This is a genomic window from Alkalisalibacterium limincola, from assembly GCF_008017755.1.
GTDB lineage: Bacteria > Pseudomonadota > Gammaproteobacteria > Xanthomonadales > Xanthomonadaceae > Alkalisalibacterium > Alkalisalibacterium limincola.
This window is the reverse complement of the sequence record NZ_VRTS01000005.1, coordinates 122,214-147,359: the sequence shown is the minus strand read 5'-3', so window position 1 is coordinate 147,359 and position 25,146 is coordinate 122,214. Positions and strand designations below refer to the sequence as shown.

24 protein-coding genes and 1 pseudogene are annotated in these 25,146 nt (G+C 69.1%); 16 read left to right on the top strand and 9 right to left on the bottom strand.

Annotation, left to right across the window (positions count from 1 at the left end):
• From FU658_RS08740 to FU658_RS08730, 4 genes are read left to right on the top strand one after another with little or no spacing between them, the layout of a single operon-like run.
• Complete coding sequence (locus FU658_RS08740; protein WP_222708388.1) at positions 1-2,448, top strand: S41 family peptidase; 2,448 nt, start codon at positions 1-3, stop codon at positions 2,446-2,448.
• Positions 2,361-3,293: a S41 family peptidase gene (locus FU658_RS14745; RefSeq protein ID WP_255505498.1), complete on the top strand. Its 933-nt coding sequence runs from the start codon at positions 2,361-2,363 to the stop codon at positions 3,291-3,293. The genes FU658_RS08740 and FU658_RS14745 overlap by 88 nt, the downstream gene beginning before the upstream one ends.
• Before the next feature lie 3 nt (positions 3,294-3,296).
• A complete protein-coding gene (crcB, locus tag FU658_RS08735; RefSeq protein ID WP_147891730.1) occupies positions 3,297-3,704 on the top strand; it encodes a fluoride efflux transporter CrcB in 408 nt (135 codons plus the stop codon).
• Positions 3,704-4,120: a fluoride efflux transporter FluC gene (locus FU658_RS08730; protein WP_147891729.1), complete on the top strand. Its 417-nt coding sequence runs from the start codon at positions 3,704-3,706 to the stop codon at positions 4,118-4,120. The genes crcB and FU658_RS08730 overlap by 1 nt, the downstream gene beginning before the upstream one ends.
• On the opposite strand, the pseudogene FU658_RS08725 reads toward FU658_RS08730, so the two are convergent.
• Positions 4,110-5,523, bottom strand: a pseudogene (locus FU658_RS08725) (coniferyl aldehyde dehydrogenase). The gene FU658_RS08730 and the pseudogene FU658_RS08725 sit on opposite strands and share 11 nt — an antisense overlap.
• Positions 5,524-5,594: 71 nt before the next feature.
• Here FU658_RS08725 and FU658_RS08720 point away from each other — a divergent pair.
• The 6 genes from FU658_RS08720 (at position 5,595) to FU658_RS08695 (ending at position 12,847) form a co-directional block, all read left to right on the top strand.
• The gene (locus tag FU658_RS08720) at positions 5,595-6,137 is read left to right on the top strand and encodes a gamma carbonic anhydrase family protein (protein WP_147891728.1); all 543 of its coding nucleotides are present in this window, start codon (positions 5,595-5,597) and stop codon (positions 6,135-6,137) included.
• A complete protein-coding gene (locus tag FU658_RS08715) occupies positions 6,134-6,403 on the top strand; it encodes an acylphosphatase (RefSeq protein ID WP_147891727.1) in 270 nt (89 codons plus the stop codon). Before FU658_RS08720 ends, FU658_RS08715 begins: the two co-directional genes overlap by 4 nt.
• Before the next feature lie 121 nt (positions 6,404-6,524).
• A complete protein-coding gene (locus tag FU658_RS08710) occupies positions 6,525-9,491 on the top strand; it encodes a type VI secretion system Vgr family protein (protein WP_147891726.1) in 2,967 nt (988 codons plus the stop codon).
• Positions 9,488-11,278, top strand: coding sequence for an esterase/lipase family protein (locus tag FU658_RS08705; RefSeq protein ID WP_147891725.1), 1,791 nt, complete (start codon positions 9,488-9,490; stop codon positions 11,276-11,278). The genes FU658_RS08710 and FU658_RS08705 overlap by 4 nt, the downstream gene beginning before the upstream one ends.
• A 95-nt stretch (positions 11,279-11,373) precedes the next feature.
• Positions 11,374-12,315: a T6SS immunity protein Tli4 family protein gene (locus FU658_RS08700; RefSeq protein WP_147891724.1), complete on the top strand. Its 942-nt coding sequence runs from the start codon at positions 11,374-11,376 to the stop codon at positions 12,313-12,315.
• Between the two features lie 73 nt (positions 12,316-12,388).
• On the top strand, positions 12,389-12,847 hold the full coding sequence (locus FU658_RS08695; protein ID WP_147891723.1) for an energy transducer TonB: 459 nt from the start codon (positions 12,389-12,391) through the stop codon (positions 12,845-12,847).
• A gap of 6 nt (positions 12,848-12,853) precedes the next feature.
• On the opposite strand, the gene FU658_RS08690 is transcribed toward FU658_RS08695, so the two are convergent.
• The 4 genes from FU658_RS08690 to FU658_RS08675 are packed head-to-tail and all read right to left on the bottom strand — an operon-like array spanning position 12,854 to position 15,352.
• Complete coding sequence (locus FU658_RS08690) at positions 12,854-13,273, bottom strand: hypothetical protein (RefSeq protein ID WP_147891722.1); 420 nt, start codon at positions 13,271-13,273, stop codon at positions 12,854-12,856.
• 3 nt (positions 13,274-13,276) lie between these two features.
• Positions 13,277-13,996, bottom strand: a complete 720-nt coding sequence (locus FU658_RS15735) for a DUF1428 domain-containing protein (RefSeq protein WP_147891721.1) — start codon at positions 13,994-13,996, stop codon at positions 13,277-13,279.
• Between the two features lie 28 nt (positions 13,997-14,024).
• The gene (locus tag FU658_RS08680) at positions 14,025-14,501 is read right to left on the bottom strand and encodes a P-loop NTPase family protein (RefSeq protein ID WP_147891720.1); all 477 of its coding nucleotides are present in this window, start codon (positions 14,499-14,501) and stop codon (positions 14,025-14,027) included.
• Positions 14,502-14,515: 14 nt separating this feature from the next.
• Entirely contained in the window at positions 14,516-15,352 is an 837-nt protein-coding gene (locus FU658_RS08675) for a hypothetical protein (RefSeq protein WP_147891719.1), read from the bottom strand.
• 147 nt (positions 15,353-15,499) lie between these two features.
• Between FU658_RS08675 and FU658_RS08670 the strand changes: the two genes are divergently transcribed.
• Positions 15,500-16,639: an NAD-dependent epimerase/dehydratase family protein gene (locus tag FU658_RS08670; protein WP_147891718.1), complete on the top strand. Its 1,140-nt coding sequence runs from the start codon at positions 15,500-15,502 to the stop codon at positions 16,637-16,639.
• A 52-nt stretch (positions 16,640-16,691) separates the two neighbouring features.
• On the opposite strand, the gene FU658_RS08665 is transcribed toward FU658_RS08670, so the two are convergent.
• Positions 16,692-17,030 (bottom strand): hypothetical protein, encoded by a 339-nt coding sequence (locus FU658_RS08665; RefSeq protein ID WP_147891717.1) that lies wholly within the window; start codon positions 17,028-17,030, stop codon positions 16,692-16,694.
• Between the two features lie 595 nt (positions 17,031-17,625).
• Between FU658_RS08665 and glsA the strand changes: the two genes are divergently transcribed.
• Positions 17,626-18,642 carry a glutaminase A gene (gene glsA, locus FU658_RS08660; RefSeq protein ID WP_147891716.1) on the top strand — a complete coding sequence of 339 codons (1,017 nt, stop codon included), beginning with the start codon at positions 17,626-17,628 and terminating at the stop codon, positions 18,640-18,642.
• A 37-nt stretch (positions 18,643-18,679) separates the two neighbouring features.
• On the opposite strand, the gene FU658_RS08655 is transcribed toward glsA, so the two are convergent.
• Entirely contained in the window at positions 18,680-19,753 is a 1,074-nt protein-coding gene (locus FU658_RS08655) for a patatin-like phospholipase family protein (RefSeq protein ID WP_147891715.1), read from the bottom strand.
• Positions 19,754-19,950: 197 nt separating this feature from the next.
• Here FU658_RS08655 and FU658_RS08650 point away from each other — a divergent pair, with 197 nt between their 5' ends.
• Together FU658_RS08650 and FU658_RS08645 are read left to right on the top strand one after the other, a co-directional pair.
• On the top strand, positions 19,951-20,361 hold the full coding sequence (locus FU658_RS08650; protein WP_147891714.1) for a CopG family transcriptional regulator: 411 nt from the start codon (positions 19,951-19,953) through the stop codon (positions 20,359-20,361).
• Between the two features lie 210 nt (positions 20,362-20,571).
• The gene (locus tag FU658_RS08645; RefSeq protein WP_222708386.1) at positions 20,572-21,504 is read left to right on the top strand and encodes an extracellular catalytic domain type 1 short-chain-length polyhydroxyalkanoate depolymerase; all 933 of its coding nucleotides are present in this window, start codon (positions 20,572-20,574) and stop codon (positions 21,502-21,504) included.
• 21 nt (positions 21,505-21,525) lie between these two features.
• Here FU658_RS08645 and FU658_RS08640 read toward each other — a convergent pair whose 3' ends face one another.
• Together FU658_RS08640 and FU658_RS08635 are read right to left on the bottom strand one after the other, a co-directional pair.
• On the bottom strand, positions 21,526-22,335 hold the full coding sequence (locus tag FU658_RS08640; protein ID WP_147891713.1) for an ABC transporter permease: 810 nt from the start codon (positions 22,333-22,335) through the stop codon (positions 21,526-21,528).
• Positions 22,332-23,297, bottom strand: coding sequence for an ATP-binding cassette domain-containing protein (locus tag FU658_RS08635; protein ID WP_147891712.1), 966 nt, complete (start codon positions 23,295-23,297; stop codon positions 22,332-22,334). The genes FU658_RS08640 and FU658_RS08635 overlap by 4 nt, the downstream gene beginning before the upstream one ends.
• 242 nt (positions 23,298-23,539) lie before the next feature.
• On the opposite strand from FU658_RS08635, the gene FU658_RS08630 reads away from it, so the two are divergent.
• Together FU658_RS08630 and FU658_RS08625 are read left to right on the top strand one after the other, a co-directional pair.
• Positions 23,540-24,265, top strand: coding sequence for a flavodoxin family protein (locus tag FU658_RS08630; RefSeq protein ID WP_147891711.1), 726 nt, complete (start codon positions 23,540-23,542; stop codon positions 24,263-24,265).
• A gap of 156 nt (positions 24,266-24,421) precedes the next feature.
• Positions 24,422-25,129 carry a hypothetical protein gene (locus FU658_RS08625; protein WP_147891710.1) on the top strand — a complete coding sequence of 236 codons (708 nt, stop codon included), beginning with the start codon at positions 24,422-24,424 and terminating at the stop codon, positions 25,127-25,129.
• The last annotated feature ends 17 nt before the right edge of the window (positions 25,130-25,146 follow it).

The following is a 25,146-nucleotide window of genomic DNA, read 5'->3' as shown; positions in this document are numbered from 1 at the left end:
ATGCCCCACGCCCCCACGAGCCGTTTCATCGCCCTGTTCGCCCTTGCCCTGCTGTCGCTGCTGCTGGCCGTCCCCGCGCCGGCAACCGCCAGCACCGGCTACTACCGCGACCCCGCCCCGCACGGCCAGCAGCTGGTGTTCGCGTCCGAGGGCGACCTCTGGATCGCGCCGCTGGCCGGCGGCAGCGCCCGGCGCCTGACCTCGACGCGGGGCGCGGCCGCGCAGCCGGTGGTGTCGCCGGACGGCCGCTGGCTGGCCTTCGCCGCCGACTACGACGGGGCCACGGAGGCCTACGTGATGCCCCTGGCTGGCGGCGAGCCGCGGCGCCTGAGCTTCGAGGGCGGCCGCGTGCTGGTGACCGGATGGAGCCCGGACGGCGAAGTGGTCTACGCCACCGACAACCGCAGCGGCCCCAGCTGGGCCTGGGTGCTGCGCGCGGTCGACCCGGCCACGCTGGTGCGCCGCGAGCTGCCGCTGATGGACGCGCGCGAGGCGGCGTTCGACGATGGGGGGCGCGTGTTCTTAACCCGTTTCGGGCTGGCGGTGACCGCCGACAACGTGCGCGAATATCGCGGCGGCGCGATGGCCCAGCTGTGGCGCTTCGACCCGGCCTCCGGGGCCGAGGCGGTGCGCCTGGCCGCCGACCACGCCGGTAACCTCGAGCGGCCGATGTGGTGGCAGGGCCACCTGTATGCGCTCAGCGACGCGTCGGGTGCATGGAACCTGTGGCGCTTCGACGCCGAGGGCCGTGGCGGCGAACAGCTGACCTTCCACGAGGCCTTCGAGGTGCGCGCGCCACGGCTGCAGCAGGGGCGCATCAGCTACCAGCTGGGCGCCGATATCGCCGTGTACGACATCGCCTCGGGCAGCGACGCGGTGGTGCCGCTGCAACTGGCCGGCGACCGCAGCCGCAGCCGCGAGCGCTGGCTTTCCGAACCGTTGAAGTTCCTCGACGGCATGGACTTCGGGCCCGACGGCGAGCGCGTCGCGCTGACCGCGCGTGGCCAGGTGGCACTGGCCGGCGTCGGCGCGCGTCGTCGGGTCGAGCTGCCACTCGATTCCAGCCGCCGCGCGCGTGGCGCGGTGCTCTCTCCCGACGGTGAGTGGGTCTATGCCGTCGTCGATGCCGACGCCACCCAGGCCATCTGGCGCTTCCGTGCCGACGGCAGCGGCCGCGGCGAAGCCCTGACCGACGACCTGCCCTCGCACCGCCAGCGGCTGGTGGTCTCGCCGGACGGCCGCCACCTCGCCCACGACGACCGCCGTGGCCAGCTGTGGCTGCTCGACGTGTCGACCCGCCGCAACCGGGTCATCGATGATTCGGCCGGCAGCGGCTACGGCGAGATCGTGTTCTCGCCCGACAGCCGGCACCTGGCCTTCGTGCGACCGCACCATCCGCGCGGCCGCGGGCAGCTCACGCTGTACACGCTGGCCGACGGCCGCGTGCAGGCGCTGACATCGGAGCGTTACGACAGCTTCGCGCCGGCCTTCAGCCCCGACCAGCAGTGGCTGTACTTCCTGTCCAACCGCAACTTCGAGGCCACGCCGGGCGCACCCTGGGGCGATCGCAACATGGGTCCGATGTTCGATCGACGGGCGCGCATCTATGCGCTGGCGCTGCAGCCGGGCAACCGCTTCAGGCTGCAACCGCGCGACGAGCTGGCGGACAGCGGCGCAGCCGGCGGCGACGGTGATGGCGACGACAAGGCGGCGCCACGGGCGATCGCGCGCGAGGGTCTGGCCGACCGGCTGTTCGAGGCTGCGCTTCCGGCCGGCAACTACCGGGCCCTGACGGCGAACAAGCACCGCCTGTTCGTGCTCGACCAGGCCAGCGGGAGCGGCAACGAGCCGGCACTCAAGACCGTCGCACTGGCGCCGGACGTGCCGAAGCTGGAGACGTTCGCCGAGGGCGTGGCCCACTACCAGCTGTCGGGTGATGGCGAGAAGCTGTTCTACCGCCGCAGCGGCGACAACGGCGCGATGCACATCGTTCCGGCCGCCGCGAAGGTGCCCGACGACCTGTCCACGCACCAGGTGCGCGTGGGCGATTGGCGCCTGGCGGTGCAACCCGCGGCGGAGTGGCGGCAGATGTTCGACGACGCCTGGCGCATGCAGCGCGAGTTCCTGTTCGACCCCGGCATGCGCGGCCAGGACTGGGACGCGGTGCGCGCGCGCTACCGCCCGCTGGTCGAGCGCGTCGGCGACCGCGCCGAGCTCGACGACCTGCTGGGGCAGATGGTGGCCGAACTGGGCGTGCTGCATTCCCAGGTGCGTGGCGGCGAGTACCGCGAGGACCCCGAGCGGGCGCAGCGGCCTTCCTCGGCGGCGAGTTCGAACGCGTGGCCGACGGCGCGCGCATCGTGCGCGTTTACCGCACCGACCCGGAGCTGCCCAACGACCGCGCACCGCTGGCGCGTCCCGGCGCCGGCCTTCGCGAGGGCGACGTAATCACCGCGGTGAACGGTCGCCGCGTGGCCGATGTCGACGACATCGCCGTGCTGCTGGCGCATACCGCTGGACAGCAGGTGCGGCTGGAGGTGCGCCGCGGGCGCGAGGACTTCAGCGTGGTGACCGTGCCGGTGAACGCCGAGCGCGATGCCGCGTTGCGCTACGCAGACTGGGTGCACGGCCGCCGCGAGGTGGTGGAGGCCGCCGGCGACGGCCGCATCGGCTACCTGCACCTGCGCGCGATGGGCGCGGGCGACATCGCCGACTTCGCCCGCGAGTTCTACGCCAACGTCGACCGCGAGGGCCTCGTCATCGACGTGCGCCGCAACCGCGGTGGCAACATCGACAGCTGGGTCATCGAGAAGCTGCTGCGGCGTGCATGGAGCTTCTGGCAGCCGCCGCACCAGGCGCCGTACTGGAACATGCAACAGACCTTCCGCGGCCACCTCGTGGTGCTGACCGATCCACTGACCTACTCCGACGGCGAGACCTTCGCCGCCGGCGTGAAGTCGCTGAACCTGGGCCCGGTCATCGGCCAGCGCACCGCCGGTGCCGGCGTGTGGCTGTCGAACAACAACACCCTGGTCGACCGCGGCCTGATGCGCGCCGCGCAGACCGGCCAGTTCGGTGCCGACGGCCGCTGGCTGATCGAGGGCACCGGCGTAGGCCCCGACATCGTGGTGGACAACCTGCCGCACGCCACCTGGCGCGGCGAGGATGCGCAGCTGCAGCGCGGCATCGCCGAACTGCAGCGGCGCCTTGCCGAGCAGCCGGTGGTGCAGCCGCCGGCTGCACCGATCCGACCACGTGGTGAAGCAGCCGATGATGCCTACCGGATCGACTGAGCGATGACGCCCGCCGCGCTGGTCGTCCTGATACTGGCCATCGCCGTCGGCGGTGCAGCGGGTGCGGTCGCCCGGCTGTGGGTGTCGAACCGCATCACCCGCTGGCGCGGCGGCGACTTCCCCTGGGGCACGCTGCTGGTGAACCTCAGCGGCGCGTTCGTCATCGGCGTGGTGGCCGGCTGGCTTGGCGTGCCGGAACCCGGGGCCCTCGGCGACCTGCTCTGGGCCGGCGCGGTCGTCGGCCTGCTGGGCAGCTACACCACGGTGTCGTCGTTCGCGCTGCAGACACTGCAGCTCGGCGGTTCGGGACAGCGCAGCGCAGCCGTGGGGAACGTGCTGGGATCGGTGCTGGGTTGCCTGCTGTGCGTCGTCATGGGCCTGGCCTTCGGCGTTGGGCTGGGGGACAACTGATGGCCTCGCCTGCCCGCATCTACCTGGCGGTGGCTGCCGGCGGTGCGTTGGGTGCCCTGCTGCGCGCCGGTCTGTCCCTGGCCATGCTGGGTGGCACCGCGGTCGGATTGTCGGGCTGGCCCGTGCTGCTGGGCGGTACGCTGGCCGCGAACGTGCTGGGCGCATTCGGTATCGGTGCCTGGGCGGCTTTGACCGCTCCCGAGGGCCGCTGGCCGCATTCGCCGGTGTCCAGGCACTTCTGGATGACCGGCGTGTTCGGCGGCCTCACCACGTTCTCGATCTTCAGCCTGGAAACGATGGTGCTGTTCAGCACCGGCGCCTGGGGCGCCGCGCTGTCCTACGTGGTCGTGTCGGTGATCGCGTGGCTGGCCGCGGTCTGGCTCGGACACCGCACCGGCTGCGCCCTCAACGGGTGAGGAATTTCACCAGCCGGTCGGCCAGCCCCTTGTAGGGCGGCTTGAACAGCGCCATGCCGCTCATGCGGGCCTGGCGGAACACCGGCATCAGCTTGGTGAAGGTCAGGAAACCGGCTTCGCCGTGGTAGTGGCCCATGCCACTGGGGCCGACGCCGCCGAAGGGCAGGCTTGACTGGGCGATATGCATGACCGTGTCGTTGACCGTGACGCCACCGGCCACCACGGTGTCCAGCACGCGCTCGGTGCGCTGCGCGTTCGAATCGAAGTGGTAGAAGGCCAGCGGCCGTCGCGCTCCCGGATGAAGGCCAGCGCCTCGTCGATGTTGTCGTAGCCGATGATCGGCAGCACCGGCCCGAAGATCTCCTCCTGCATGAGCGTCGCGTCCCCGGGCACGTCCAGCACCAGGGTCGGCGGCAGCAGGCGCTGGGCCACGCCCTGGTCGGGGTCGACCTCGACCGGCTGCACGATGCGCGCCCCGCGCTCGCGGGCGCGTCGATCGCCGCGACCAACCGGTCGTACTGGCCGGTGTTGATGATGCGGGTCAGGTCGGGGTTGTCGTCCAGCGTCGGGTAGCGTTCCTGGATCTCGCGGGTGAGAGCGGCCACCAGCATGTCGCGCTGCGCGTGCGGCACCAGCACGTAGTCCGGTGCGATGCAGGTCTGCCCGGCATTGAGCCACTTGCCCGACGCGATGCGCGCGGCCGCCGTGGACAGCGGGTAGCCCTCGGCCACCAGCGCGGGCGACTTCCCGCCCAGCTCCAGCGTCACCGGGGTCAGGTTCGGTGCCGCGGCCGCCATGACCTTGCGGCCCACCGCGGTGGAGCCGGTGAAGAACAGATGGTCGAAGGGCAGCGCGGAAAACGCCCCGGCCACGTCCGCCCCGCCCAGCGCCACCGCCACGCGGTCCTCCGGGAACACCTCGGCAAGCAGCGCGCGCAGGAACTCCGAGCTGCGCGGCGTGTGCTCGGACGGCTTGAGGTAGACGTGGTTGCCGGCGGCGATCGCGGTGGCCAGCGGGATGAGCGCCAGGTTCACCGGATAGTTCCAGGGCGAGATGACGCCGACCACGCCCAGCGGCACGCGGCGGATCTCCGCGCGTGCCGGCAGGAACATCGCATCCACCGGCGCCCGCCGGGTCTTCGCCCAGCCCTTGGTGTGCTTGATCAGGTGGTCGAGCTCGCCCAGCACCGTCATGCCGTCGGACACCAGCGTCTCGTGCCGCGAGCGGTGGCCGAAGTCGGCGGCGACGGCCGCCACCATGTCCTCCAGCCGCCGGTGGAACACCTCGCGCAGGTGGCGCAGGTCCTCCAGGCGCTGGCCCACGTCGGGCACGCGTGCGGCCTGTGCGGCACGCAGGCGCTGCAGGGTGGGCTGGAGGTCCTCGATGCGGGTGTCGGCGGTCATGTCCATGGTTGGGAAGTCTACGCCGGCGAAACCAAACACGATGTGGACGCCGGGTTCGCTAGACTCCAGCCATGAGCATCCGACCTTTCGAAGACAAGACCCCCCGGCTCGGCGAGCGCGTGTACGTCGATGCGGCCGCCTGCGTGATCGGCGACGTCGAGCTGGGCGACGACGCCTCGCTGTGGCCGGGCACCGTGGTGCGCGGCGACGTGAACTTCATCCGCATCGGCGCGCGCACCAACATCCAGGACGGCACCGTCGTACACGTCACCCATGAGGGCCCCTACACGCGACCGGGTGGTTTGCCTACGCTGATCGCCAACGACGTGACCATCGGGCATGCCGCCGTCATCCACGCCTGCACGATCGGCGAGTTCGCGCTGATCGGCATGAAGGCGATCGTGCTGGACGGGGCCACGGTGGAGCGCTTCGGCTTCGTCGGCGCCGGTGCGGTGATCGCGCCGGGCAAGACCGTGGGCGAGGGCGAGCTGTGGCTGGGCAATCCGGCCAAGTGCGTGCGAAAACTGTCCGAACGCGAGATCGAGCAGCTGAAGTATTCCGCGGGCCACTACGTGCGCCTGAAGGACCGCTACCTTGCAATGGAGTCACCATGATCGCCGCGCGCTTCTTCGTCAGCGGCACCGTGCAGGGCGTGTTCTTCCGCGCCAAGACCCGCGAGCAGGCGCGCAAGCTGAGGCTGGCCGGACACGCGCTGAACCTGCCCGACGGTCGGGTGGAGGTGCTGGCGGTGGGCGAGCCGCGTGCCGTCGACGCGATGGAAGCCTGGCTGGCCGAAGGGCCGCGCCGCGCCACGGTGGAGTCGGTGGAGCGCGAGGAGGCCCGCATCGACGAGGCCGGCGACGGGTTCGAGATCGGCTGAGGCCGCGCCGACGGCGTTCGAGCGCCGGCCAGGCGGCAGTGTATATTTGGCCGACTGCACGAAGCCGCCCAGGACGGGTGGTGGTGCAGGCACGGAGGCACGCCCACGGAGGGGCTCGTACATGGACGCACTCAATGACGCGCGCGCGCTGGCCGCGGCGCTGTTCGACAGCCGGCGGCGGCTGTTCGCACTCGACCTCGACGACACGACGGCGCCGCTGGCGGTGGAACGCTGGCGCAGCATCGAGCGCCTGTCCGGCGACCGTTGCCTGACGCTCGACTGCCTGTCGGACGACGCCCACGTCGACCTGGATACGCTGCCGGGCAAACCACTCCGGCTGCGCACGCGCCTGCCCGACGGTCGCGAGTGGCGCCAGGCGGCAGTGCTTCGGGAGGCGCAATGCCTGGGCGCGAACGGCGGACTGGCGCGCTACCGGCTGGTGGCCTCCTCGTGGTGGTGGTGCCTGGGCCAGGGTCGGCGCAGCCGGGTGTTCCAGGACGCCGGCGTGCTCGACATCCTCGAGACGGTATTCAGCGACCATCGCGCCATCGCCGCCTGGGCGTTCGATGAAAGCCTGACCAGTGCGCTGGCCGACCGGCGGCCGCGCAGCTACTGCGTGCAGTACCGCGAATCCGACCAGGCCTTCTGTGCGCGCCTGCTGGCCGAGGAAGGGCTGGGCTTCGCGGTCGAGGATGACGACGAAGCCCCGGCCGGACACCGGCTGCGGATCTTCGCCGACAGCACGCAGCTGGCGCACAACGACATGTCGGCGCGCAGTGCGGTCGGCATCCGCTTCCATCGCGCCGATGCCACCGAAGCCGAAGACGGCGTGCAGCGCTTCGAGTCGGGCATCGGCCTGGCCGCCACCCGCCTGACCCGGCTCAGCGACGACTACCGTGGGGTGCGTGCCAGCCACGCGTCGCTGCCCATCGAGAATGCCCTCGACAGCGTGCAGCTGGACGACTACGACGTGCCCGGCGCGTACGCCTTCGCCGATGCCGGCGAAGCCGAGGCGCTGGCGCGTCGCCACGCCGAGGCGGTGGAAGCGCGCAAGGACAGCTGGCACGGGCTGGGCAGCGTGCGTGGCTTCCAGGCCGGCACCTGGTTCACCCTCGCCGGCGCCCCGCAGGCCCCCGGACAGGCGGGCGAGGAATGGTTGCTGACCCGCGTCGTGCACGTGGGCATCAACAACCTGCCCAACACCGTGGTGGCCGCGCTCCAGCAGCACATGGCCCCCAGCGGCGTGCTCGACGCCGCGCTGATGTGCGGTGAGGCCGGCATCGACGCGACGCTGCACCGGCACCTCCTGGTGCGCGCCCAGGCCTCGGGCTACGCCAATGCCTTCGACGTCCTGCCCCGGGACCGACCGTGGCGAGAGGTGTTGCTCGATGGCACCGGAGCGCGCCTGAATCCGCGTCCGACCGCACCTGGTCCCCAGACCGCGCGCGTGGTCGGCCCCGACGGTGCCCTGGAGGCTCGCGACGGGCGGGAGGTGCATTGCGACGCGCTGGGCCGTGTGCGGCTGCGGATGCACTGGCAGCCGGACGCCGCCGACTGCTGGGTGCGCGTCGCCCAGCGCTACGCCGGCCCGGGCGTGGGCAGCCAGTTCCTGCCGCGCATTGGCCAGGAAGTGCTGGTGGATTTCCTCGATGGCGACATCGACCGGCCCGTGGTCATCGGCGCGCTGTACAACGGGCGCGGCGAGGGTGGTGTGCCGCCAACGCCGGGCGGAAAGCGCGCGTCCGCCAGCGACGAGGACGTGTTCGACGCCGCCCTCGATCATGAGCCTTGCGCGCAAGGCAACCTGGCCGGCGGCCACGCGCCCGCCTGGCATGGCGCCAGTCCCGACCCGGAAGGCCACCGCAACGCCGCCGCACTCAGCGGCTACCGCTCTCGGGAATTCGGCGGCAACGGCTACAACCAGCTGGTGTTCGACGACAGCGACGGCCAGGGACGCGTCCAGCTGGCCACCACCCATGGCGCCACCCAGCTCAGCCTGGGGCACCTGATCCACCAGGCCGACAACCATCGCGGCAGCTTCCGCGGGGAGGGCTTCGAACTGCGGACCGACGACTGGGGTGCGGTGCGGGCCGAGGCGGGTCTGTTGGTCACCACGGGCTCCCGCAGCGGCACTGCCGCGGGCGACAACGTGCCCGGCACGGCGTTGCTGCGCCAGATGGCGTCGATGGTCGAGGGGTTCAGCGATGCCGCCCGGGCCCATGCGGCCGTGGGGCTCGCCAGCCACCTTGGTGCGACCGCCGCCGGAAGCACGGTCACGGACGATGCGAGCAGTCCGACAGCGGCCCTGCTGCGAAGCGCCCTCACCCACGTGCCGGGGACCAACTTCGACGAAGCCATGCTGGCCGCACCCGGGAAATCGGGCGAGGTCGGGAATGACGGCGTGCCCCACAGCGGTGACGCGCAACTGTCCCTGGTCGGTCGCGCCGGCATCGGCTTGCTTGCCGGACAGTCGCTGCAACTGCATTGCGGTGACGTGCTGCAGCTGGCCAGTGGCCAGGACAGCCAGGCGAGCGTCATGGGCGACCTGCGCGTGCACGCGGGCCAGGCGATCGGCTGGATGGTCGGTGCCAGCGGCCAGGGCGACGGCCTGAGTGTCATCGCCGGTCGCGGTGCACTGGACATGCAGGCGCAGGACGCCACCCTGTCGCTGCGCGCGCGCGATGACGTCCAGGTGGCGTCGTCCCACGCCGAACTCGAAGCCAGCGGCGGCAAGCGCATCCACCTGGCCGTGGAGGGCGGTGCCAGCATCACCCTCGAGAACGGGAACCTGACCATCGCGTGCCCGGGGCAGATCACGGTGCACGCCGCGCAGCACAGTTTCGAGGGGCCCACACAGCTGTCGCGTGAGATGAATACATGGCCCTCGACCGCATTCAACGAGCGTTTCCAGCTTCGCTTCGAGAACGGTGAGCCTGCGGCCGACCAGCGCTATGAGGTGTTGCGGGCGGACGGCGCCCGAATCACCGGCGTCACCGACGCACACGGTTGTAGCGAGCTGCAGCAAGGCACCTCGCCCGAAGCTGTGACGATCCGAGTACTTGGCGATTCGGCGGAGGTCACATCATGAGTGCCACTCCCGAGGCAATTCGCGAAGCCCTGGGTGGCTTGGATCACCAAGGCATCCCGACGTTTCGTTGGCAGCTGAGCGCTACCACCCTCGGCGATGCGGTGCAGGTGCGCCTTCCGCCGAAAAAGGTGCTTCCCGTCATCTTCGTTCCCGGGATCATGGGCACCAACCTCATGGATCTGGAAGGCGGCCAAGTATGGCGTCTGGACACCACTGCCGGCATTCCGATCGGTTTGGCTCGACGAATGATCTTCCAAGGTCCTGCCGAGCGTCAGAGGCGAATGCATCCTGAGAGGACACGGGTCGATCCGGGAGGCAGCGTTCCGCGGCGGGCGGCCGGGTCCGTGGTGGGCACGTCGAGGGAAGAGACGGAGACGATCTTCCGTGACCAGCGGGCCTGGGGTGAGGTAGCCGAAGGCAGTTACCACAATTTCCTGTTGTGGTTGGAGGATCGGTTGAATGGACAGACCTTCAATCCCGCGCGATGGTCCGATTTCAGCTACGCACAGCCGGCCATGAGCGCCGTCCCGATGTCTGGCCAGCCGCAACCCGAGCCGGAGCTGCTTCCAGGGCTGTCGATGGCTCTGCGGGGATTGCCCGAGCACGCCTCCGAGAAGAGCTTCGAGCAACTGCGGTCGGACGAACTCATCGCCCGGGCCCGTTTCCGCATGCCCGTCTATGCCTGCGGATACAACTGGCTCGCGTCCAATTCGGTGGCGGCCGAGCGTCTGGCAGGGCGAATCGACGAGGTCATCTCGCGACACAACCGCAACGGCACCCGCTGCCAGCAGGTGGTGCTCATCACGCATTCAATGGGAGGCCTGGTTGCGCGCCGCTGCAGTCAGTTGTCGGGAATGCACGACAAGATCGCAGGCATCGTGCATGGCGTGATGCCTGCCACCGGAGCCCCCGTGGCATACCGGCGCTGCAAACTCGGGATGAGCGAGGAGAGCCTGGCGGCCGGTTGGGTGATCGGAAGCAACGGCCGCGAGGTCACGGCAGTGTTTTCCCAGGCCCCGGGCGCTCTTCAGCTACTGCCGACGCAGCTGTACAGACCTCAAAACGCGAGCGACTCGACCGGCGGCACGGAATGGCTCGCGATTCAGGACACAAAGCAGCAGGTGATGGAACGGCTACCAGGCAATGGGGATCCATTCGAGAGCATCTACCTGGAGTCCGACCGTTGGTGGGGTCTTGTCCGGCCGGAGTGGCTTCGGCCGGGCAGGGGCGTTCCCCTCAGCTGGACGGACTACGTGAGGAACATTCGGGAAGCACAGTCGTTCCACGCGCAACTCGGAACGAGCTACCACCCCAACACCTTCAGTTTCTACGGTGTCGATCCGCACTCCGGAGTGGAAGCCTCGAAGGGAAACAGCTTTGAGTCCATCACTTGGACGATCAGTCAGGGCATGACGCCCTCTGGAAACGCGGCAGGCATGCCTGTCGAGGAAGTGCCGGGCCTGAGCTTCGAGGCGGTGCGGGATGATGGGCGAAATCCCTTGTACGTGGGCGGACGCACCGAGGTCACACCGTCGTATGGATGGGGGCCGGGTAGGGTGTATGAAAGCAGCCATTGGCAACTGCGATGCGAGATGCAGGACGGAAATGGCGACGGGACAGTTCCCCAGAGCTCGGGACGGGCGCCCTTGTTGACGGCAGGCAGTTCCATCCGCCAACAGTTCCGCTTGACGGGTTTCGAGCATGAGCAGTCCTACAGGAACCATCAGGCCCAGCTGGTTACGCTGTACAGCCTCATGAAAATAGCCGCCGAGGCCAAGCAGCAATGACGGATTGGTCGTTTAGTCGAGTCACTCTTGGTCTATTGGCCGCAATTGCCTTGGCCCTCGCCGGCTGTGGTGCTTCCCCTGAAGGATCCTTTTACGTGAACAACCCCCTATCGCCCATGCGCACCGAATGCGTCGGCCGTTACAGTCTCGACCTGCCCGACGCGGTCGAGCTCACTGACAACGAACTCACCCTCTATTTCATGGAGGACGGGGGTGCAGGCCATCGAACGGTGCGTGTCAGCGTGGCGGAAGCCATCAGCAACCAGGAGCGGATGGACGCTCGCGTGCAACGCCGCGCTTCCGAGCTTGGGTCGAGGACTCACTTCGGAACCGGAAACTCCATGCTGGTTTCCCAGGAACGGACGGACGACGGCGCCGTGTTGCTCACCAGCTACACAAGCCTGGATCTGGACACGGCCTTCGATCACGAGGTCCATCTCCTGGTGGACCATCACCACGTCCATCTGCAGGCCAAGTCCTTCCTGACCCCTCCCGAGCAGGTCATCACGGAGCTTTGGGAGATCGGCGCACGGATCCAGCCGGGCACGATGGGGGCCGCGACGCAGCAGGGATTCTGCCTGGGCCCAGTCATTGTCAACGGCGGCCATGATCACGAGGTGGCCCAGCTGAGCTACCGCATTCGCGAAGGGCGGCACTCGGACCTCAGGTTCGAGGTGTTCTTCAACAGTTTTCCAGATCCGGACGCGGAGCGGTTGATTCGCCGGTCGCAAAGCGGAATGCGAGCTTTGGGCGTCGGACGGATTCCTGAACTGCGCAAGCGCGCGACGCGGATGGCGGGTGTCGAGGCGGAGGAAGTGCTGGCTGCACCCGAGGACTCCGGGCGCACGCTGCATGCGTTCTCGGCGGAATCGTACCCGCCGCACGTCTCGCTTCGAGCCCCCACGGTCCGGCTGGGCATGTTCACCGGAGGAGGCGTGGACGGTGAGCAGCAGCCGGGTTCATCCCTGAGAGATGCACAGGCTCTGGCACTTTGGGATGTCGTGATGCAATCCTTGACCCCGCGCTCGCGCGAGTAGCTTTCCGGAAGTCAGGGCCGGACTTAGGTCGTGCGTCCCTTATTATCGGAATAGACAACGCAATGGGGGACGCATGGACCGAGCATCGAATCTGGGAAAGGCTTGCGCACTTGGTGCGCTCATCGCGCTGGGCGCCTGTGCGACTCCCAACGACAGCAAGCTGCGTCCGGGTGGCCAGATGCCTTCGGACCTGCGTGCGCTCGCCTGCGAAGGCATGGAGGCACTCGATGCCAGGCCGGTGCTCAAGCGTGGCCGGGTGCCGATCTTCCCGGTGGCGCGCACGCTGCCCTCGAAGGATGGGTTCCCGCGCGACGCCAGCGCGCACGAGGTCACCACCACCTTCACGATCGATCGCGAGGGCCAGACCCAGGGCGTGTGGTCGACCCACACCATCCCGGATTCCTACGCCCGCCACGCCAACCATGCCATCACCGGTTGGGTGTTCGAACCGGTGACCCGCAATGGCGAGCCGGTGGAAGTGGAATGCACCTACGGCTTCAACTTCACCGCCGAGCGCGATCCCATCCGCTGAGGTGGATCAGTCCGGGCGGCGCGGCCAGCGCGTGCCGACGAACGCCGCCAGGCCTGTTGCGGCGACCACCAGCAACGGCGCGCTGATCGCAAACCAGGGCGGGTGGGGGATCATCACCAGGTTGGTCACGGCACCGGCCAGGATGAACCCGCCGATGATGCACGCCATCAGCACCTTTCGCGTCGGCGCGATGAGGGCGGCGACGATGCCGCCGAGCAACGCACCCAGCGCCCAGGCGGCCATGACGAAGGCGAAGGCCGCCACCGGCAGCGAGCGCAGGTGCGCCTCCATCTGCGCCGCATCGCGGAAATCCAGCCCCTCGGGCGGCGGGAATGCCGCATGGCCCGCGGCTTCCACGGCAAACACCACCACGCCTGCGACGACGATTCCGGCGACCACTGCAGCGATATAGCGAAGTGCCCTCATCAGTCAGCCCTCCAGGACCACCTCGAAGCCGCCGTAGATCATGCGCTTGGCATCGAACGGAAACGCGTCGTGGTCCATCTGCATGCGCGGGTCGTCCGTCACCTTTTTCATGCCGGCCTCGCGGGCTGCCTTCGTGGCCCATTCGATGAACGAGAAGACGATCTTCTCGCCCGCCTTCGCCTGCACCCCACGGCGCATGTCGGTCAGCGTGCCATCGGGCACGTCGTCCTCCCAGGCCTCGACCACGCGCACCGCGCCGTGCTCCATGAAGACCCTCGCGCACAGTTCGGCGATGTCGATGTAGGCCGCCTTCGCGTCGTCGGGCACCGCGACAAGGAAGCCGTCCACATAGCCCCCGCGCTCGATGCCGCCGGTGTCCAGGATCGGCTGGAAGCCGCCGAAGATCATGCGCTTGCCGTCGAACGGCATCGCCGCGCCCATTTCGGCCATGCGCGGATCGGTGCCCATCCGTTGCTGGGCCGCATCGCGCACTGCCCTGTCGGGGAACTCGAACCACCCGAAAACCACGACTTCGTCGTCCCCCGCCTGCACGGCTCGCTTGAAGTCGGTCAGTTTCCCGTCTGGAACCTCGTCGCCCCAGGCCTCCACCAGCCGGGTGGCGCCGAACTCGCGGAACATCGGGGCGGCCTCACCCGCGTGCCCGATGTACTCCCGCTTCCTGGCCGAAGGTACGGCAGCGACGAATCCATCGATATAGGCCACGTCGGTATCCTCTTTGATGCGCTTGAGCTCAGGGCGCCTCGACGATCTCGCTCTTGGCGCCGGGGAATGCGTCGAAGATACGACGGTGCGCGGCGTAGGACCACTGGTCGAGCCGCGTGTAGTAGTCGCTCACCCAAGCCTGCAGGTTCTCCAGCATCGCATCCTGTTCCTCGGCCGAGGCGTACTTGTGTGGCTCCCACGGCCGCCGCCGGTTGTTGGCCAGGCACGCCTCCCGCCCGGGGTTGAGGAAAACCAGCTGCGTACAGCGCGGAGCAGCCGCTTCCACCAGCTCGCCGTAGCAGCCCTCGATCACCCAGGCCTCGTGTTCGTCGAGGAACGCGTCCAGCGACGCCTGTGTCGCCTCCGGCGAGCGCATCACCGCCACCTGTCCCGGCTCCCACACGATCGTGTCCAGGTCGAGGTGGGGCAGGTCGTGCCCGGCCGAAAGCTTCCGCGCCAGCGTGCTCTTGCCCGAACCGGAGTTGCCGAAGATCAGCGTTCGCATGGACGAGATGGCTCCTAGCCGCGCTTGCGCATGCGCGCCACCACCACCGCGACCACGCCGACCACCAGCCCGGTGAGCAGTCCGCGCATCGTGGCCTGGGCCCAGTCGATGCGACCGCCGGCCGTGGGCAGCGCGTCGGTCAGCGAAGATCCCGGCGTTCCCGGGTTTGCCGAGACCACGGCGTCGGTCCACGCCGCGCCCGCCTCGCGCGCCCACTCCAGATCGTCCTCGCCGCCGAAGGCGTAGAGGATCAGCAGCTTCCCGCGCAGGTGCACGAGCGTGGCGTTGACCACCGACACGAAGGGCGTCGAATTGCCGGCGTCGTCGGTGATCTGGAGTGTCACGTAGGCGGAATAGCTGTGGCGCCGCTCGTCGTCCTCGTGCGCCGGGAGCGGAACGAGCTCGGAGATCGACATCACCGCCGCGGTATCGGACAACTGCGACAGGCCCTCGTTCGCCCGGTCCATCAGGTTCGGGAACTTCTCGTGGATGGTGCGGGCGATCTCGGCGTTCTCCGCCGCCACCGCCTGCCTGACCTCGGCGAAATCACGGGTGGACAGCGTCGCGTCGGCGGCCGCCAGCGGGTACTGGGCCGAGAAGCGGCGACTCATCTCAGGAATCTCGCCCTGCATCGCCCGCGCCGCATCCGCCTGCGAAAGGAAGGACGCCAGTTCGCCGTTCGTGTCGGCCACGAAGGTTTCCAGCAGCGGATACAGCGGCACCATGTCCGCGGTCGCAGGCGCGAAGCCTTCCGGCGCTGGCACGGTGAACTCGGTCGTGCCGATCCGTGCGGTGGTGGCGGCAGCCACGCCCGAAACTGCCAGCAGCAGCGTCGCTAGAATGACCTTCATGTGATGCGTCTCCGGGAGTGGTCGGCAAGCCCCCTTGCCGCCGAGCACAGTAATCGCTGCCGCGGCACCGCGCCATGCCTTTCGACAGGGGCGCCGGCCCGGCGGGCGGGCGCAAACTCGGTGCGTCCGCCATTCCCGGAGCGCTCCATGGCCACCCGTCGCGACCTGCTCAAGTTCGGCTCCCTCGCCGCCGCCAGCTCGGTGCTGCCGTCGTTCGCCTTTGCCCAGTCGCTCCTGGCCAACGTGCCCAGGGCCGAGAAGCCGTTGCGCATCCTGGTGCTCGGCGGCACTGGTTTCACCGGGCCGTTCCAGATCGCCTACGCGCTGGCGCGCGGGCACCACGTCACCACCTTCAATCGCGGCCAGCGGCCGGCGATCGAATGGCCGGGCCCGGTCGAGCAGCGCACCGGCGACCGCAACACCGGCGACCTCTCGGCACTGGCCGATGGCGAGTGGGATGTGTGCATCGACAACCCCACCACCCTGCCGTTCTGGGTCCGCGATGCAGGCGAAGCGCTCAAGGGCCGGGTCGGGCACTACCTGTTCATCTCGACGATCTCGGTCTATGCCGACGGTTCCAACCCGGGCATCACCGAGGACGCTGCGCTGGCCGAGTACCGCGGCACCGACGCGATGGCCGAGACCATGGAGTCGGTGCGCGCCGACATGGGCAACCTCTACGGCCCGCTCAAGGCGCGCAGCGAAGCCGAAGCGCACAAGCAGTTCGGCGAGAAGGTGACGATCGTGCGCCCGGGATACATCGTCGGCCCGCGCGACGAGACCGACCGCTTCACCTACTGGCCGCGTCGCATCGCGCAGGGCGGCGAAGTGCTGGTGCCCGGCGACGGCAAGGATCCCGTCCAGATCATCGACGGGCGCGACCTGGGCGAGTGGATGATCCGCCTGGCCGAGAACGGCACCACCGGCGTGTTCAATGCCTGTGGCCCCGACTACCCGTTGAGCACCGACGCGATGGTGCATGGCTGCCATGCCGTGACCGGTGGGCCGGCGACGTTCACCCACGTGCCGACGGAGTTCCTGCAGCAGCACAACGCCGGCCTGCCGATCTGGGTGCCGCGCGAAGGCTCGCCGTTCTCGGGCTATGGCGCGGTCAGCAATGCGCGTGCGATCGAGGCCGGGCTGACGTTCCGGCCACTGGCGACGACGGTGGCCGACCTGCTGGCGTGGTATCGCGGGTTGCCTGCGGACCGCCAGGAAGAAGTGCGCGTGGGGATCACCCGCGAGCGCGAGGCCGAGCTGCTCGGGCTCTGGAAGCAACGCGGCTGATCCGGCCGGCCACCTGTCCAGGCACGGACCCGGCCTCCCGGCCTTGGCCTCGCTAGGCGTCCCGGCGAGGCCCACCCTCCCGCCGCCGCCGCGCGTAGCGCGAGCCGATCCAGAACACCGCACCCACGATCGCGGCCACCAGCAGTCCAAGCAGGATGCGGGCGAAGCCGAAGGCCCCCTCCGGCTCGCTCACACGCTCCGCAGGCTCGACCGCATCGGCCGCGGGACGCGGAGCCGCTGCCATGGACCGCGGCCCGAGGGCTCGTACAGGCATCGTGCCGGCTGCCATCGTCGAGGGCGGATGCATCGCGGCGGCGGGTTGCCATCCGGTGGTCGGTGCGCTGGCCGCGAAGGCGAGCAGCAACAGGCCGAGCGTGAACAGCGATCTCATGGGGTTCTCCTTGGACCAGGGGCAGCCAGTTGACCGGCGGGCATCGGCAGTACCGCAAGTTCCGGGCCAGCGGCCGATGCCTCGGGGTTTTCGCAGCTGGCACGATCGTTGCGTCTTCGCCTGTACCCGACCACAGGAGCAGCCGCCATGATCGTCCGAATCGCCACGCTTGCCTTGGCCCTTGCCGCGCTTGCCGCTTGCGACCGGCAGGAGCCACAGGACACGCCCCCGCCTACGCCGCCGCCGGCGGGTGAGGTGGGCCAGGCCGGAGAGCGCACCGAGTCGCAGCCCCGCACCGGGACCCAGGGCCACGTCCCTGCGCCCCGCGGAGCATCCGAGCCTGCGCAAGGCGGGGAGCACTATGAGGCCGGTGCGGCCCGTACCGGACTCCGCGATGAGGGCGAGGGCTCGACGGAGGAGGAGCGCCAGGCTGCGTTGCGCGCGTGTGAGCGCCTGCAAGGGCAGGACCGCGACCGCTGCGAGCGGGAAGTCCGCGAGCGGACGGACGCCTCGCAGATGCCGCCACGCCAGGAGTAAGGATCGCGAGGGCTCCGCGCAGGTCTGATCGGGCTTATCGCACGATCACGGGTGCGAAATGCACGATGCCTTTGCGATCACGCCCCTACGACCGGGAGGTGGGTTTCTCCGCCTACGCCACATCACGCAAGGAGCACCGCATGGACCGCATCGACGAAGACATGACCGCCTATCTCGAGAAGGTGGTGAAGGAGGAATCCGAGCGCGACCACGACGGCGAAATGGCCACCACGATGGAGGACATCGGCAAGGACGAACACGAACTGTTCGGCGTGGGCGCGTCGGCACCGACGCAACCACGTGCAAGGCGGGCGACGCCGATGAGCCTTTTCCGATCGAGAGCGTCTCGAAGGCCATCGTGCTGGCGCTGGCGCTGGAGGACGTGGGGCCGGAAAAGGTCTTCAGCCATGTCGGCGAGGAACCCGAAGGAGACCCCTACCACTCCATCGCCACGCTCGAGGAGGGCAAGAAGGGCGAGCCCTCGAACCCGATGATCAATGCCGGCGCCATCGCCGTCACGTCATTGGTGAAGGCGGCCGACGGCGAGGAGCGCTTCGCCCGCATCCGCGACTACATGCGGACGCTGGCCGACAACCCGCGCATCGACTACAACCACAGCATGTTCGAGGCTGAGGAGAAGGACCTCAACCGCGCGCTTTTCTACTACATGCGCAACCACGGAGTGGTCGAAGGCAGCGAGGAGGACAAGCTGGTGCCGTACTTCAAGCAGACCTCTCTGGAGATGGACTGCATGGACCTGGCACGGATCGCCGCCGTGTTCGCCAACGGGGGATGTGCCCCTGGGTCGGATACCCGGCTGATCAGCGCGCAGACGGTGCGCATCGTGCTCACGCTGATGTTCACCACCGGCATGTACCAGGGCTCCGGCAAGTTCTCCGTGGAGGTGGGCATCCCGTCCAAGAGCGGCGTTTCCGGGGCCATCATGGCGGTGGTCCCGGGGCGCATGGGCTTCGGACTCATCGGCCCGGCCCTGGACGGCTGCGGCAACAGCATTGCCGGCGTGCGGGTGCTGCGCAAGGTCGTCGAACGCTGGAACCTGCGCGTCTTCGGCTGAGCGCCCCGTTACCCCACGATGACCGCGAGGCCGAAGATCATTCGTCCTTCCCGGCGGCCGAGCCGGGCGGGCGGAAGCTGTCCGAGAACAGCGCGCCCAGGTCGAAGCTCGAGCGCTTGCCGATGTCGTCGTAGTGGCGCTCCAGGAACGCCTCGGCCCAGCTCTGCCCGCGCTCCTTGAGGTGTTGCAGGTAGGTCCACTCGGCATTGACCTTGCTCGACGCGTCGAGGCCCCTGAGCTCCTCGTCGGCATGGATGATGTGCACGTACAGGGCGCGGAAGCGCTCGGATTCCAGGTCTTCGGAATCGATCAGCCGGTGCAGCAGTTCGATCGCGCGCAGGTCCTTGATCAGGCTGGCGTTGAAGGTGATCTCGTTGACCCGGTTGATGATCTCGCGGCCGCTGCGTGGCAGCGTGTCGCGCACCATCGGGTTGATTTGAACGACGACCAGGTCGCGCGTCCCGGCGTCCTCCACCAGCGGGTACAGCGCCGGATTGCCGGTGTAGCCGCCGTCCCAGTACGCCTCGCCGTCGATCTCCACCGCCTTGAACATGAAGGGCAGGCAGGCCGAGGCCATGACCGAATCCACCGACAGTTCCGGTTGGGCGAAGGTGCGTGCGCGGCCGGTGCGCACGTTGGTCGCGGTGACGAACACCTTCAGCGCCTTGCAGCTGTTGACCAGCTCGAAGTCGACCTCACGTGCCACCAGGTCGCGCAGCGGATTGATGTCGAGCGGGTTGAGTTCGTAGGGAGAGAACTGCCGGGTCAGCTGGTCGAAGAACAGGTAGGCCGGATTGGCATCCAGGGACCAGCGCCCGGCGAGGCGGTCCCACAGTCCACGCTGGATCGGTGAGAAGCGCGCCGATTCGCTGACCGCCTTCCAGAAGCGCTCCAGTGCCTCACGCGCGCCATCGCGGCCACCCCGCTGCAGGCCGTCGGCCACGACCACCGCGTTCATCGCGCCGGCGCTGGTGCCGCTGATGCAGGCGATGTCGATGCGCGGGTCGGCCAGCAGGCGGTCCAGCACGCCCCAGGTCAGCGCCCCGTGGGAGCCTCCGCCCTGCAGGGCGAGGTCGATGCACTTCCGGGAGTGCTGCGATTCGGATGACATGGGTTGCCTCCTTGACGAGTCGGTCCATGCTGTATCGCAGCACGCGCGCTTGTCCATCCGGCGGCGGTTCAGGACCGCAGGCGTCGCGATCCGCCGGGCAACCACGGCCAAGTCCGTTCAGGTCGCGTCGGGCCAAGGGCATACCATCCATGTGGATGGTGCTAGGATGTCATCTGGCTGCCCACCGTGACCCCACAATGCCCGAGCAACGCATCCGCCCCCTCGCCGACAGCGAGAAGATCACCATCAACCTCGGCGTCGTCGACCTGGGGCAGATCGATCTGCTGGTGCAGGAGGGCTTCTACTCCAACCGCACCGACTTCATCCGCACCGCCATCCGCAACCAGACCACCGCGCACGCCGAGGTGCTGCGCCAGACCGTGGCCCGCCGCACGCTGGTGCTGGGCCTGCAGGACTATTCGCGCAGCGACCTCGAGGCCGCCCGCGAGGCCGGCCAGCGCGTGCGGATCCACGCGCTTGGGCTGGTCCGCATCGCCGCGGACGTCTCACCCGAACTCGCCAGAGAGACGATCGAATCGATCACCGTACTTGGTGTCCTCCAGGCCAGCGCCCAGGTGAAGGCCGCGCTGGCCGACCGGATCCACTGACCAGGACACAGCAATGACCCGCATGAACGACACGATGCAGCAGGCCATGCGCCTGATGCGCAGCGGTGACCTGTCCGCCGCCACCCGGACGCTGCAACAGCGGCTGGCCGCCCACGGCGCGCCGAAGTCGCCTCGCCTCCGGCAGCCCATGCCCCGCGCCCAGGCAGCACGTCGGCGGCGGCCTCGGACATCATCGACGTCGAGTTCCGCGTGGTCGATCGCGCCGCGCCGGCCCCGGCGTCATCGCCTGGCGATGGCGACGAAAGCGGCAGCCCGTTCCTGCAGGAGCACTTCAGCTGCAGCGCAGGCGCACTGGACTACAAGCTCTACGTTCCCCCCGGTCTGGAAGGACGCCGCGCACCGCTGCTGCTGATGCTGCACGGCTGCACGCAGACGCCGGACGACTTCGCGCGGGGCACGCGGATGAACCAGCTCGCCCGTCAGCATGGCTATGTCGTCGCCTGGCCCCAGCAGTCGGCCAGCCGCAACCAGAACCGCTGCTGGAACTGGTTCCGCGGCAGCGACCAGCAGCGCGGGCAGGGCGAGCCGGCCGTGCTGGCCGCCCTGACCAGGCACCTTGTCGAACGCCACCGCCTCGACGATCACCGCGTCTTCGTGGCCGGCCTGTCGGCCGGCGGCGCGATGGCGGCGGTGCTGGCCAGCACCCATTCCGACGTCTACGCCGCGATCGGCGTGCACTCTGGCCTGCCGGTCGGCCTGGCTAGCGACGTGCCGTCCGCGTTCGCCGCGATGCGCACCGGGAAGGGCAACGGCGGCGGGCGGGCAGCGGCCTCGGCCACCAGGACGGTGCCGGCCATCGTCTTCCACGGTGACGGCGACAAGACCGTGCACCCGCGCAACGGGGCGGGGGTTGTCGCACAAAGCCTTGGCACGGCGCGAAGCGACACCGCAAAGCATGATGTGAGCGTCGAACACGGCATCGCCGCGGGCGGCCGCCGCTATACCCGCACGCAGCACGTGCACCAGGGCCGGGTAAGCGTCGAGCACTGGGTCACCCACGGCGCCCCGCACGCGTGGTCAGGCGGCGACCCGGCCGGCAGCTACACGGATCCAACCGGCCCCGACGCGTCAGCGGAGATGCTGCGCTTCTTCACCATGACCGGCGACGCCACGCCAAAGTGATGCGCGGTGGCCGGTTCAGGCCTAGCGCTCGCGTCGGTACATTCGCATCGCGATCGTCGCGAACACCGCGGTCAGCACCGCCGACGCAGCCTGCACCCACAGCACGTCCTGGATCGCCAGATTGCCGTGCATCAGCCCGCGCGAGGCGGAGGCCAGGTGGCTGACCGGGTTGATGCCCACGACCACCTGCAGCCAGCCCGGCATCGTGGCCGGGTCGACGAAGATGTTGCTGATGAAGGTCAGCGGGAACAGGAACAGGAAGCTGGTGGTCATGACCGACTCCGGCGTGCGCACCAGCATGCCGACGATGATCCATATCCACGACAGCGCCGAGGCGAACACCAGCATCAACGCCACCGCCAGCACCACGCCGACGAAGCCCGCCTCCGGCCGGAAGCCCAGGATCAAGCCGACGATGACCACCACCAGCGCGGCCAGCGCATAGCGGGCCAGGTCGCCCAGCAGCGCGCCGACGATCGGCGCCGGCTGCCAGATCGGCATCGAGCGGAAGCGGTCGAACAGCCCCTTGGTGATGTCGGTGTTGATGCCCACGCCGGTGTACACGGTCAGGAACACGATGGTCTGCACCACGATGCCGGGCAGCAGGTACTGCAGGTAGGCCTGGGTCGAGCCGGCGAGCGCGCCGCCGAACAGGTAGGTGAACATCACCGTCATCATGATCGGAAACACGGTGACGTCGAACAACTGGAACGGCACGTGCTTGATCTTCAGCATCGCCCGCCACGCCAGCGTCCAGCACGCCGACAGCGCATTCGGCGGCGACGGCCGCAGCTCGCGCGACAGCACGCCGTGGAGGTTCTCAGGATTCATGGCGCGGCCTCCGGTTCCGTCGCCGACGGCTCCGCGGGCCGCCCGGTCAGCGCGAAGAACACCTCGTCCAGGCTCGGCGGCGCCAGGTTGAACTCGGCCACGGCCAGGCCGCTGGCACCCAGCGCCGACAGCGTCTGCGTGACCTGGTCGTCGTGCACGATCTTGGCGGCCAGTGATTCGGAGTCCACGCCGGCGTTCACCTCGCCGAGGATGCCCTGCAGTACCGCTTCCGCCTCGCCGCGCCGAGCCGGGTCGCCGAGGCGCAGGTGCAGCGTGCGCCCGCCGACCGATTGCTTGAGTTCGCGGCTGGTGCCTTCCGCGATCAGCGTGCCGTGGTCGATCACCGCCAGCCGGTCCGCCAGCCGATCGGCCTCCTCCAGGTACTGCGTGGTCAGCAGCACCGTGGTGCCTTCCGCGGCGATGGCGCGCACGATGTCCCAGACCTGGTTGCGGCTGCGCGGGTCCAGGCCGGTCGTGGGCTCGTCGAGGAACAGCAGCTCGCTGGTCACCACCAGGCTGGCCGCGATGTCGAGCCGACGCCGCATGCCGCCGGAATAGGTGCTGACCTGCCGGCGTGCCGCCTCGCCCAGTCCAAAGGCCTCCAGCAGCTCCGCGGCCCGCAAGCGTGCCCCGCGCCACGAAAACCCCAGCAGGCGGGCGACCAGCACCAGGTTCTCCATCCCGGTCAGGTCCTCGTCGACCGAGGCGAACTGGCCGGTGACGCTGACCTTGGCCCGCACCTTGTCGGCTTCCTCGACCACGTCGTGGCCCAGCACCTGCGCCGACCCGCCGTCGGGCCGGATCAGCGTGGCCAGCACGCGGATGGTGGTGGTCTTGCCTGCGCCGTTCGGGCCCAGCAGGCCGTACACCGCGCCGCGCTCGACGTTCAGGTCGATGCCGCTGAGCGCGCGCGTGTCGCCGTAGGACTTGAGCAGGGCGCGGGTCTGGATGGCTGCGGTCATGGCGACGGCAGCTTCTCAGGCGGTGCAGGGTCGCGCAAGGTGACTAGAACCTTGCAGGCCGTGGCTACGCTGCGCAAGGCAGCCGCAACTGCGGCCGGACCGGCGCTAGCGACAGCGGGGCCGGCCCCGGGGTCGCCGGCCCAGTGGCCGAAGACCCGTGCCGTTTGCACCGCGTCGCAGGGCGTGCAATCAATTGACACGCTGAGCGATCTTCGACTCCGCGGGCCACCAGGAGCACTCCTATGACCGCCACCGAACCGCCTCCCCCTTCGAGCTACCACGACCTGCGGGCGCTGTTCCTCAACTGTACGCTCAAACCAAGCGGCACCGACTCGCACACCGAGCGACTGATCCATGTCGCCGCGGGCGTCATGCGCGCCAACAAGGTCCACGTCGACCTCGTGCGCCCGGTAGACCTGGACCTGCCGCCCGGCGTGCAGCCGGACATGACCGAACACGGTTTCGATCGAGACGACTGGCCGGCCCTGTGCAAGCAGGTGATGGCAGCCGACATCCTGGTGCTGGCCACGCCGATCTGGCTGGGCGAGGAGAGCTCGGTGTGCCGGCGCGTGATCGAGCGCCTGTATGGCGAATCCGGCAAGCTCAACGCGGCCGGACAGTATGTCTACTACGGCCGGGTCGGCGGCTGCCTGGTGACCGGCAACGAGGACGGCATCAAGCACTGCGCGATGAGCGTGCTGTACGCGCTGCAGCACCTGGGCTACACCATCCCCCCGCAGGCCGACGCCGGCTGGATCGGCGAGGCCGGCCCGGGGCCGTCCTATGGCGACGACGGCACCGGCTACGACAACGATTTCACCCAGCGCAACACCACCTTCATGACCTGGAACCTGATGCACTTGGCGCGACTGCTGAAGGACGCCGGCGGCATTCCCGTGCACGGCAACCAGCGCAGCGCCTGGGATGCCGGCTGCCGCTTCGACCACCCAAACCCCGAGTACCGCTGAGCGCGCGTGTCGCGGTAGGACTTGAGCAGGGCGCGGGTATCGCCCCCCTTTCCCGAGCAGCGGCTGAACGAACTCCGGCGCCAGTGACCAACGGCAGGGGGGAAGCTCGCCTTGCCAGCCCTAGCATCCGGCCACCTCCCCTCGAGCGTTACGCACATGCGTTCATTGCACGGATTCTCCATCGTGGTGGCTGCAACAACGGCCCTGGTCGCATGCACGCCCGCACAGGTGCGGTTGCCGGATGGATTCGCGGACCACGCCAGCAGCTACGAGGTCAGCGGCCATTCGCCGCGCCGTTTCAACGAGCCGGTGCGGTTCGGTCCCTACAGCGCGCTGGAGATGCGCGAAGGCAGCACCTTCAGCTGGGCGATTCCGGTGGGGTCGGTCGACATCGGCCGCGCTGCCCGCCGCTACGCGTTCACCCTGGTCGCGCCGAACCAGTCGCCGGTCGAAGTGCAGTGCCGCATCCGCACCTGGGCTGCCGTCCATGGCACCCACGCCCCACTGGACGTGGACCTGACCGCACTGGCTGGACCGATGATGGCCTGCGGTTTTTGGTTCGATGGCGCCGCACGGGTCATGCCGCTGGAGATGTCACGCAAGGGCACTCGCCTGCACGGGCGTCTGGTTTCGCCCTCGGGCGAATACCTGCTTCGAAGCGTCCACGGATACGAGGGGTCATCGTGGCCGGCAGCCGAGGCCACCGGTTTCGAACTGCTCCACAACGGCGTGCCGCTGATGGTGGTGGACATGCTCAATGCCGGCCGGGTGCACATGGACCAGCGGCCCGATGAAGGGGAGCGCGTCTACCTCGCCGCGGCGGCCGCCGCTTTGTTGCTGCTGGATGAAGAGTTGGCGCTGTAATCGGCCCTCCGGTCGGG

What these genes read in the sequence shown, in the direction of transcription:
- FU658_RS08715 (WP_147891727.1), top strand. Translation starts at nt 6,134, where the DNA reads ATGATCGCCGCGCGCTTCTTCGTCAGCGGCACCGTGCAGGGCGTGTTC.
- FU658_RS08670 (WP_147891718.1), top strand. Translation starts at nt 15,500, where the DNA reads ATGGCCACCCGTCGCGACCTGCTCAAGTTCGGCTCCCTCGCCGCCGCC.
- crcB (WP_147891730.1), top strand. Translation starts at nt 3,297, where the DNA reads ATGACGCCCGCCGCGCTGGTCGTCCTGATACTGGCCATCGCCGTCGGC.
- FU658_RS08635 (WP_147891712.1), bottom strand. Translation starts at nt 23,297, where the DNA reads ATGACCGCAGCCATCCAGACCCGCGCCCTGCTCAAGTCCTACGGCGAC.
- FU658_RS08710 (WP_147891726.1), top strand. Translation starts at nt 6,525, where the DNA reads ATGGACGCACTCAATGACGCGCGCGCGCTGGCCGCGGCGCTGTTCGAC.
- FU658_RS08705 (WP_147891725.1), top strand. Translation starts at nt 9,488, where the DNA reads ATGAGTGCCACTCCCGAGGCAATTCGCGAAGCCCTGGGTGGCTTGGAT.
- FU658_RS08730 (WP_147891729.1), top strand. Translation starts at nt 3,704, where the DNA reads ATGGCCTCGCCTGCCCGCATCTACCTGGCGGTGGCTGCCGGCGGTGCG.
- FU658_RS08650 (WP_147891714.1), top strand. Translation starts at nt 19,951, where the DNA reads ATGCCCGAGCAACGCATCCGCCCCCTCGCCGACAGCGAGAAGATCACC.
- FU658_RS08625 (WP_147891710.1), top strand. Translation starts at nt 24,422, where the DNA reads ATGCGTTCATTGCACGGATTCTCCATCGTGGTGGCTGCAACAACGGCC.
- FU658_RS08695 (WP_147891723.1), top strand. Translation starts at nt 12,389, where the DNA reads ATGGACCGAGCATCGAATCTGGGAAAGGCTTGCGCACTTGGTGCGCTC.
- FU658_RS08665 (WP_147891717.1), bottom strand. Translation starts at nt 17,030, where the DNA reads ATGAGATCGCTGTTCACGCTCGGCCTGTTGCTGCTCGCCTTCGCGGCC.
- FU658_RS08740 (WP_222708388.1), top strand. Translation starts at nt 1, where the DNA reads ATGCCCCACGCCCCCACGAGCCGTTTCATCGCCCTGTTCGCCCTTGCC.
- FU658_RS08720 (WP_147891728.1), top strand. Translation starts at nt 5,595, where the DNA reads ATGAGCATCCGACCTTTCGAAGACAAGACCCCCCGGCTCGGCGAGCGC.
- FU658_RS08655 (WP_147891715.1), bottom strand. Translation starts at nt 19,753, where the DNA reads ATGTCATCCGAATCGCAGCACTCCCGGAAGTGCATCGACCTCGCCCTG.
- glsA (WP_147891716.1), top strand. Translation starts at nt 17,626, where the DNA reads ATGCACGATGCCTTTGCGATCACGCCCCTACGACCGGGAGGTGGGTTT.
- FU658_RS08640 (WP_147891713.1), bottom strand. Translation starts at nt 22,335, where the DNA reads ATGAATCCTGAGAACCTCCACGGCGTGCTGTCGCGCGAGCTGCGGCCG.
- FU658_RS08690 (WP_147891722.1), bottom strand. Translation starts at nt 13,273, where the DNA reads ATGAGGGCACTTCGCTATATCGCTGCAGTGGTCGCCGGAATCGTCGTC.
- FU658_RS08630 (WP_147891711.1), top strand. Translation starts at nt 23,540, where the DNA reads ATGACCGCCACCGAACCGCCTCCCCCTTCGAGCTACCACGACCTGCGG.
- FU658_RS08680 (WP_147891720.1), bottom strand. Translation starts at nt 14,501, where the DNA reads ATGCGAACGCTGATCTTCGGCAACTCCGGTTCGGGCAAGAGCACGCTG.
- FU658_RS08675 (WP_147891719.1), bottom strand. Translation starts at nt 15,352, where the DNA reads ATGAAGGTCATTCTAGCGACGCTGCTGCTGGCAGTTTCGGGCGTGGCT.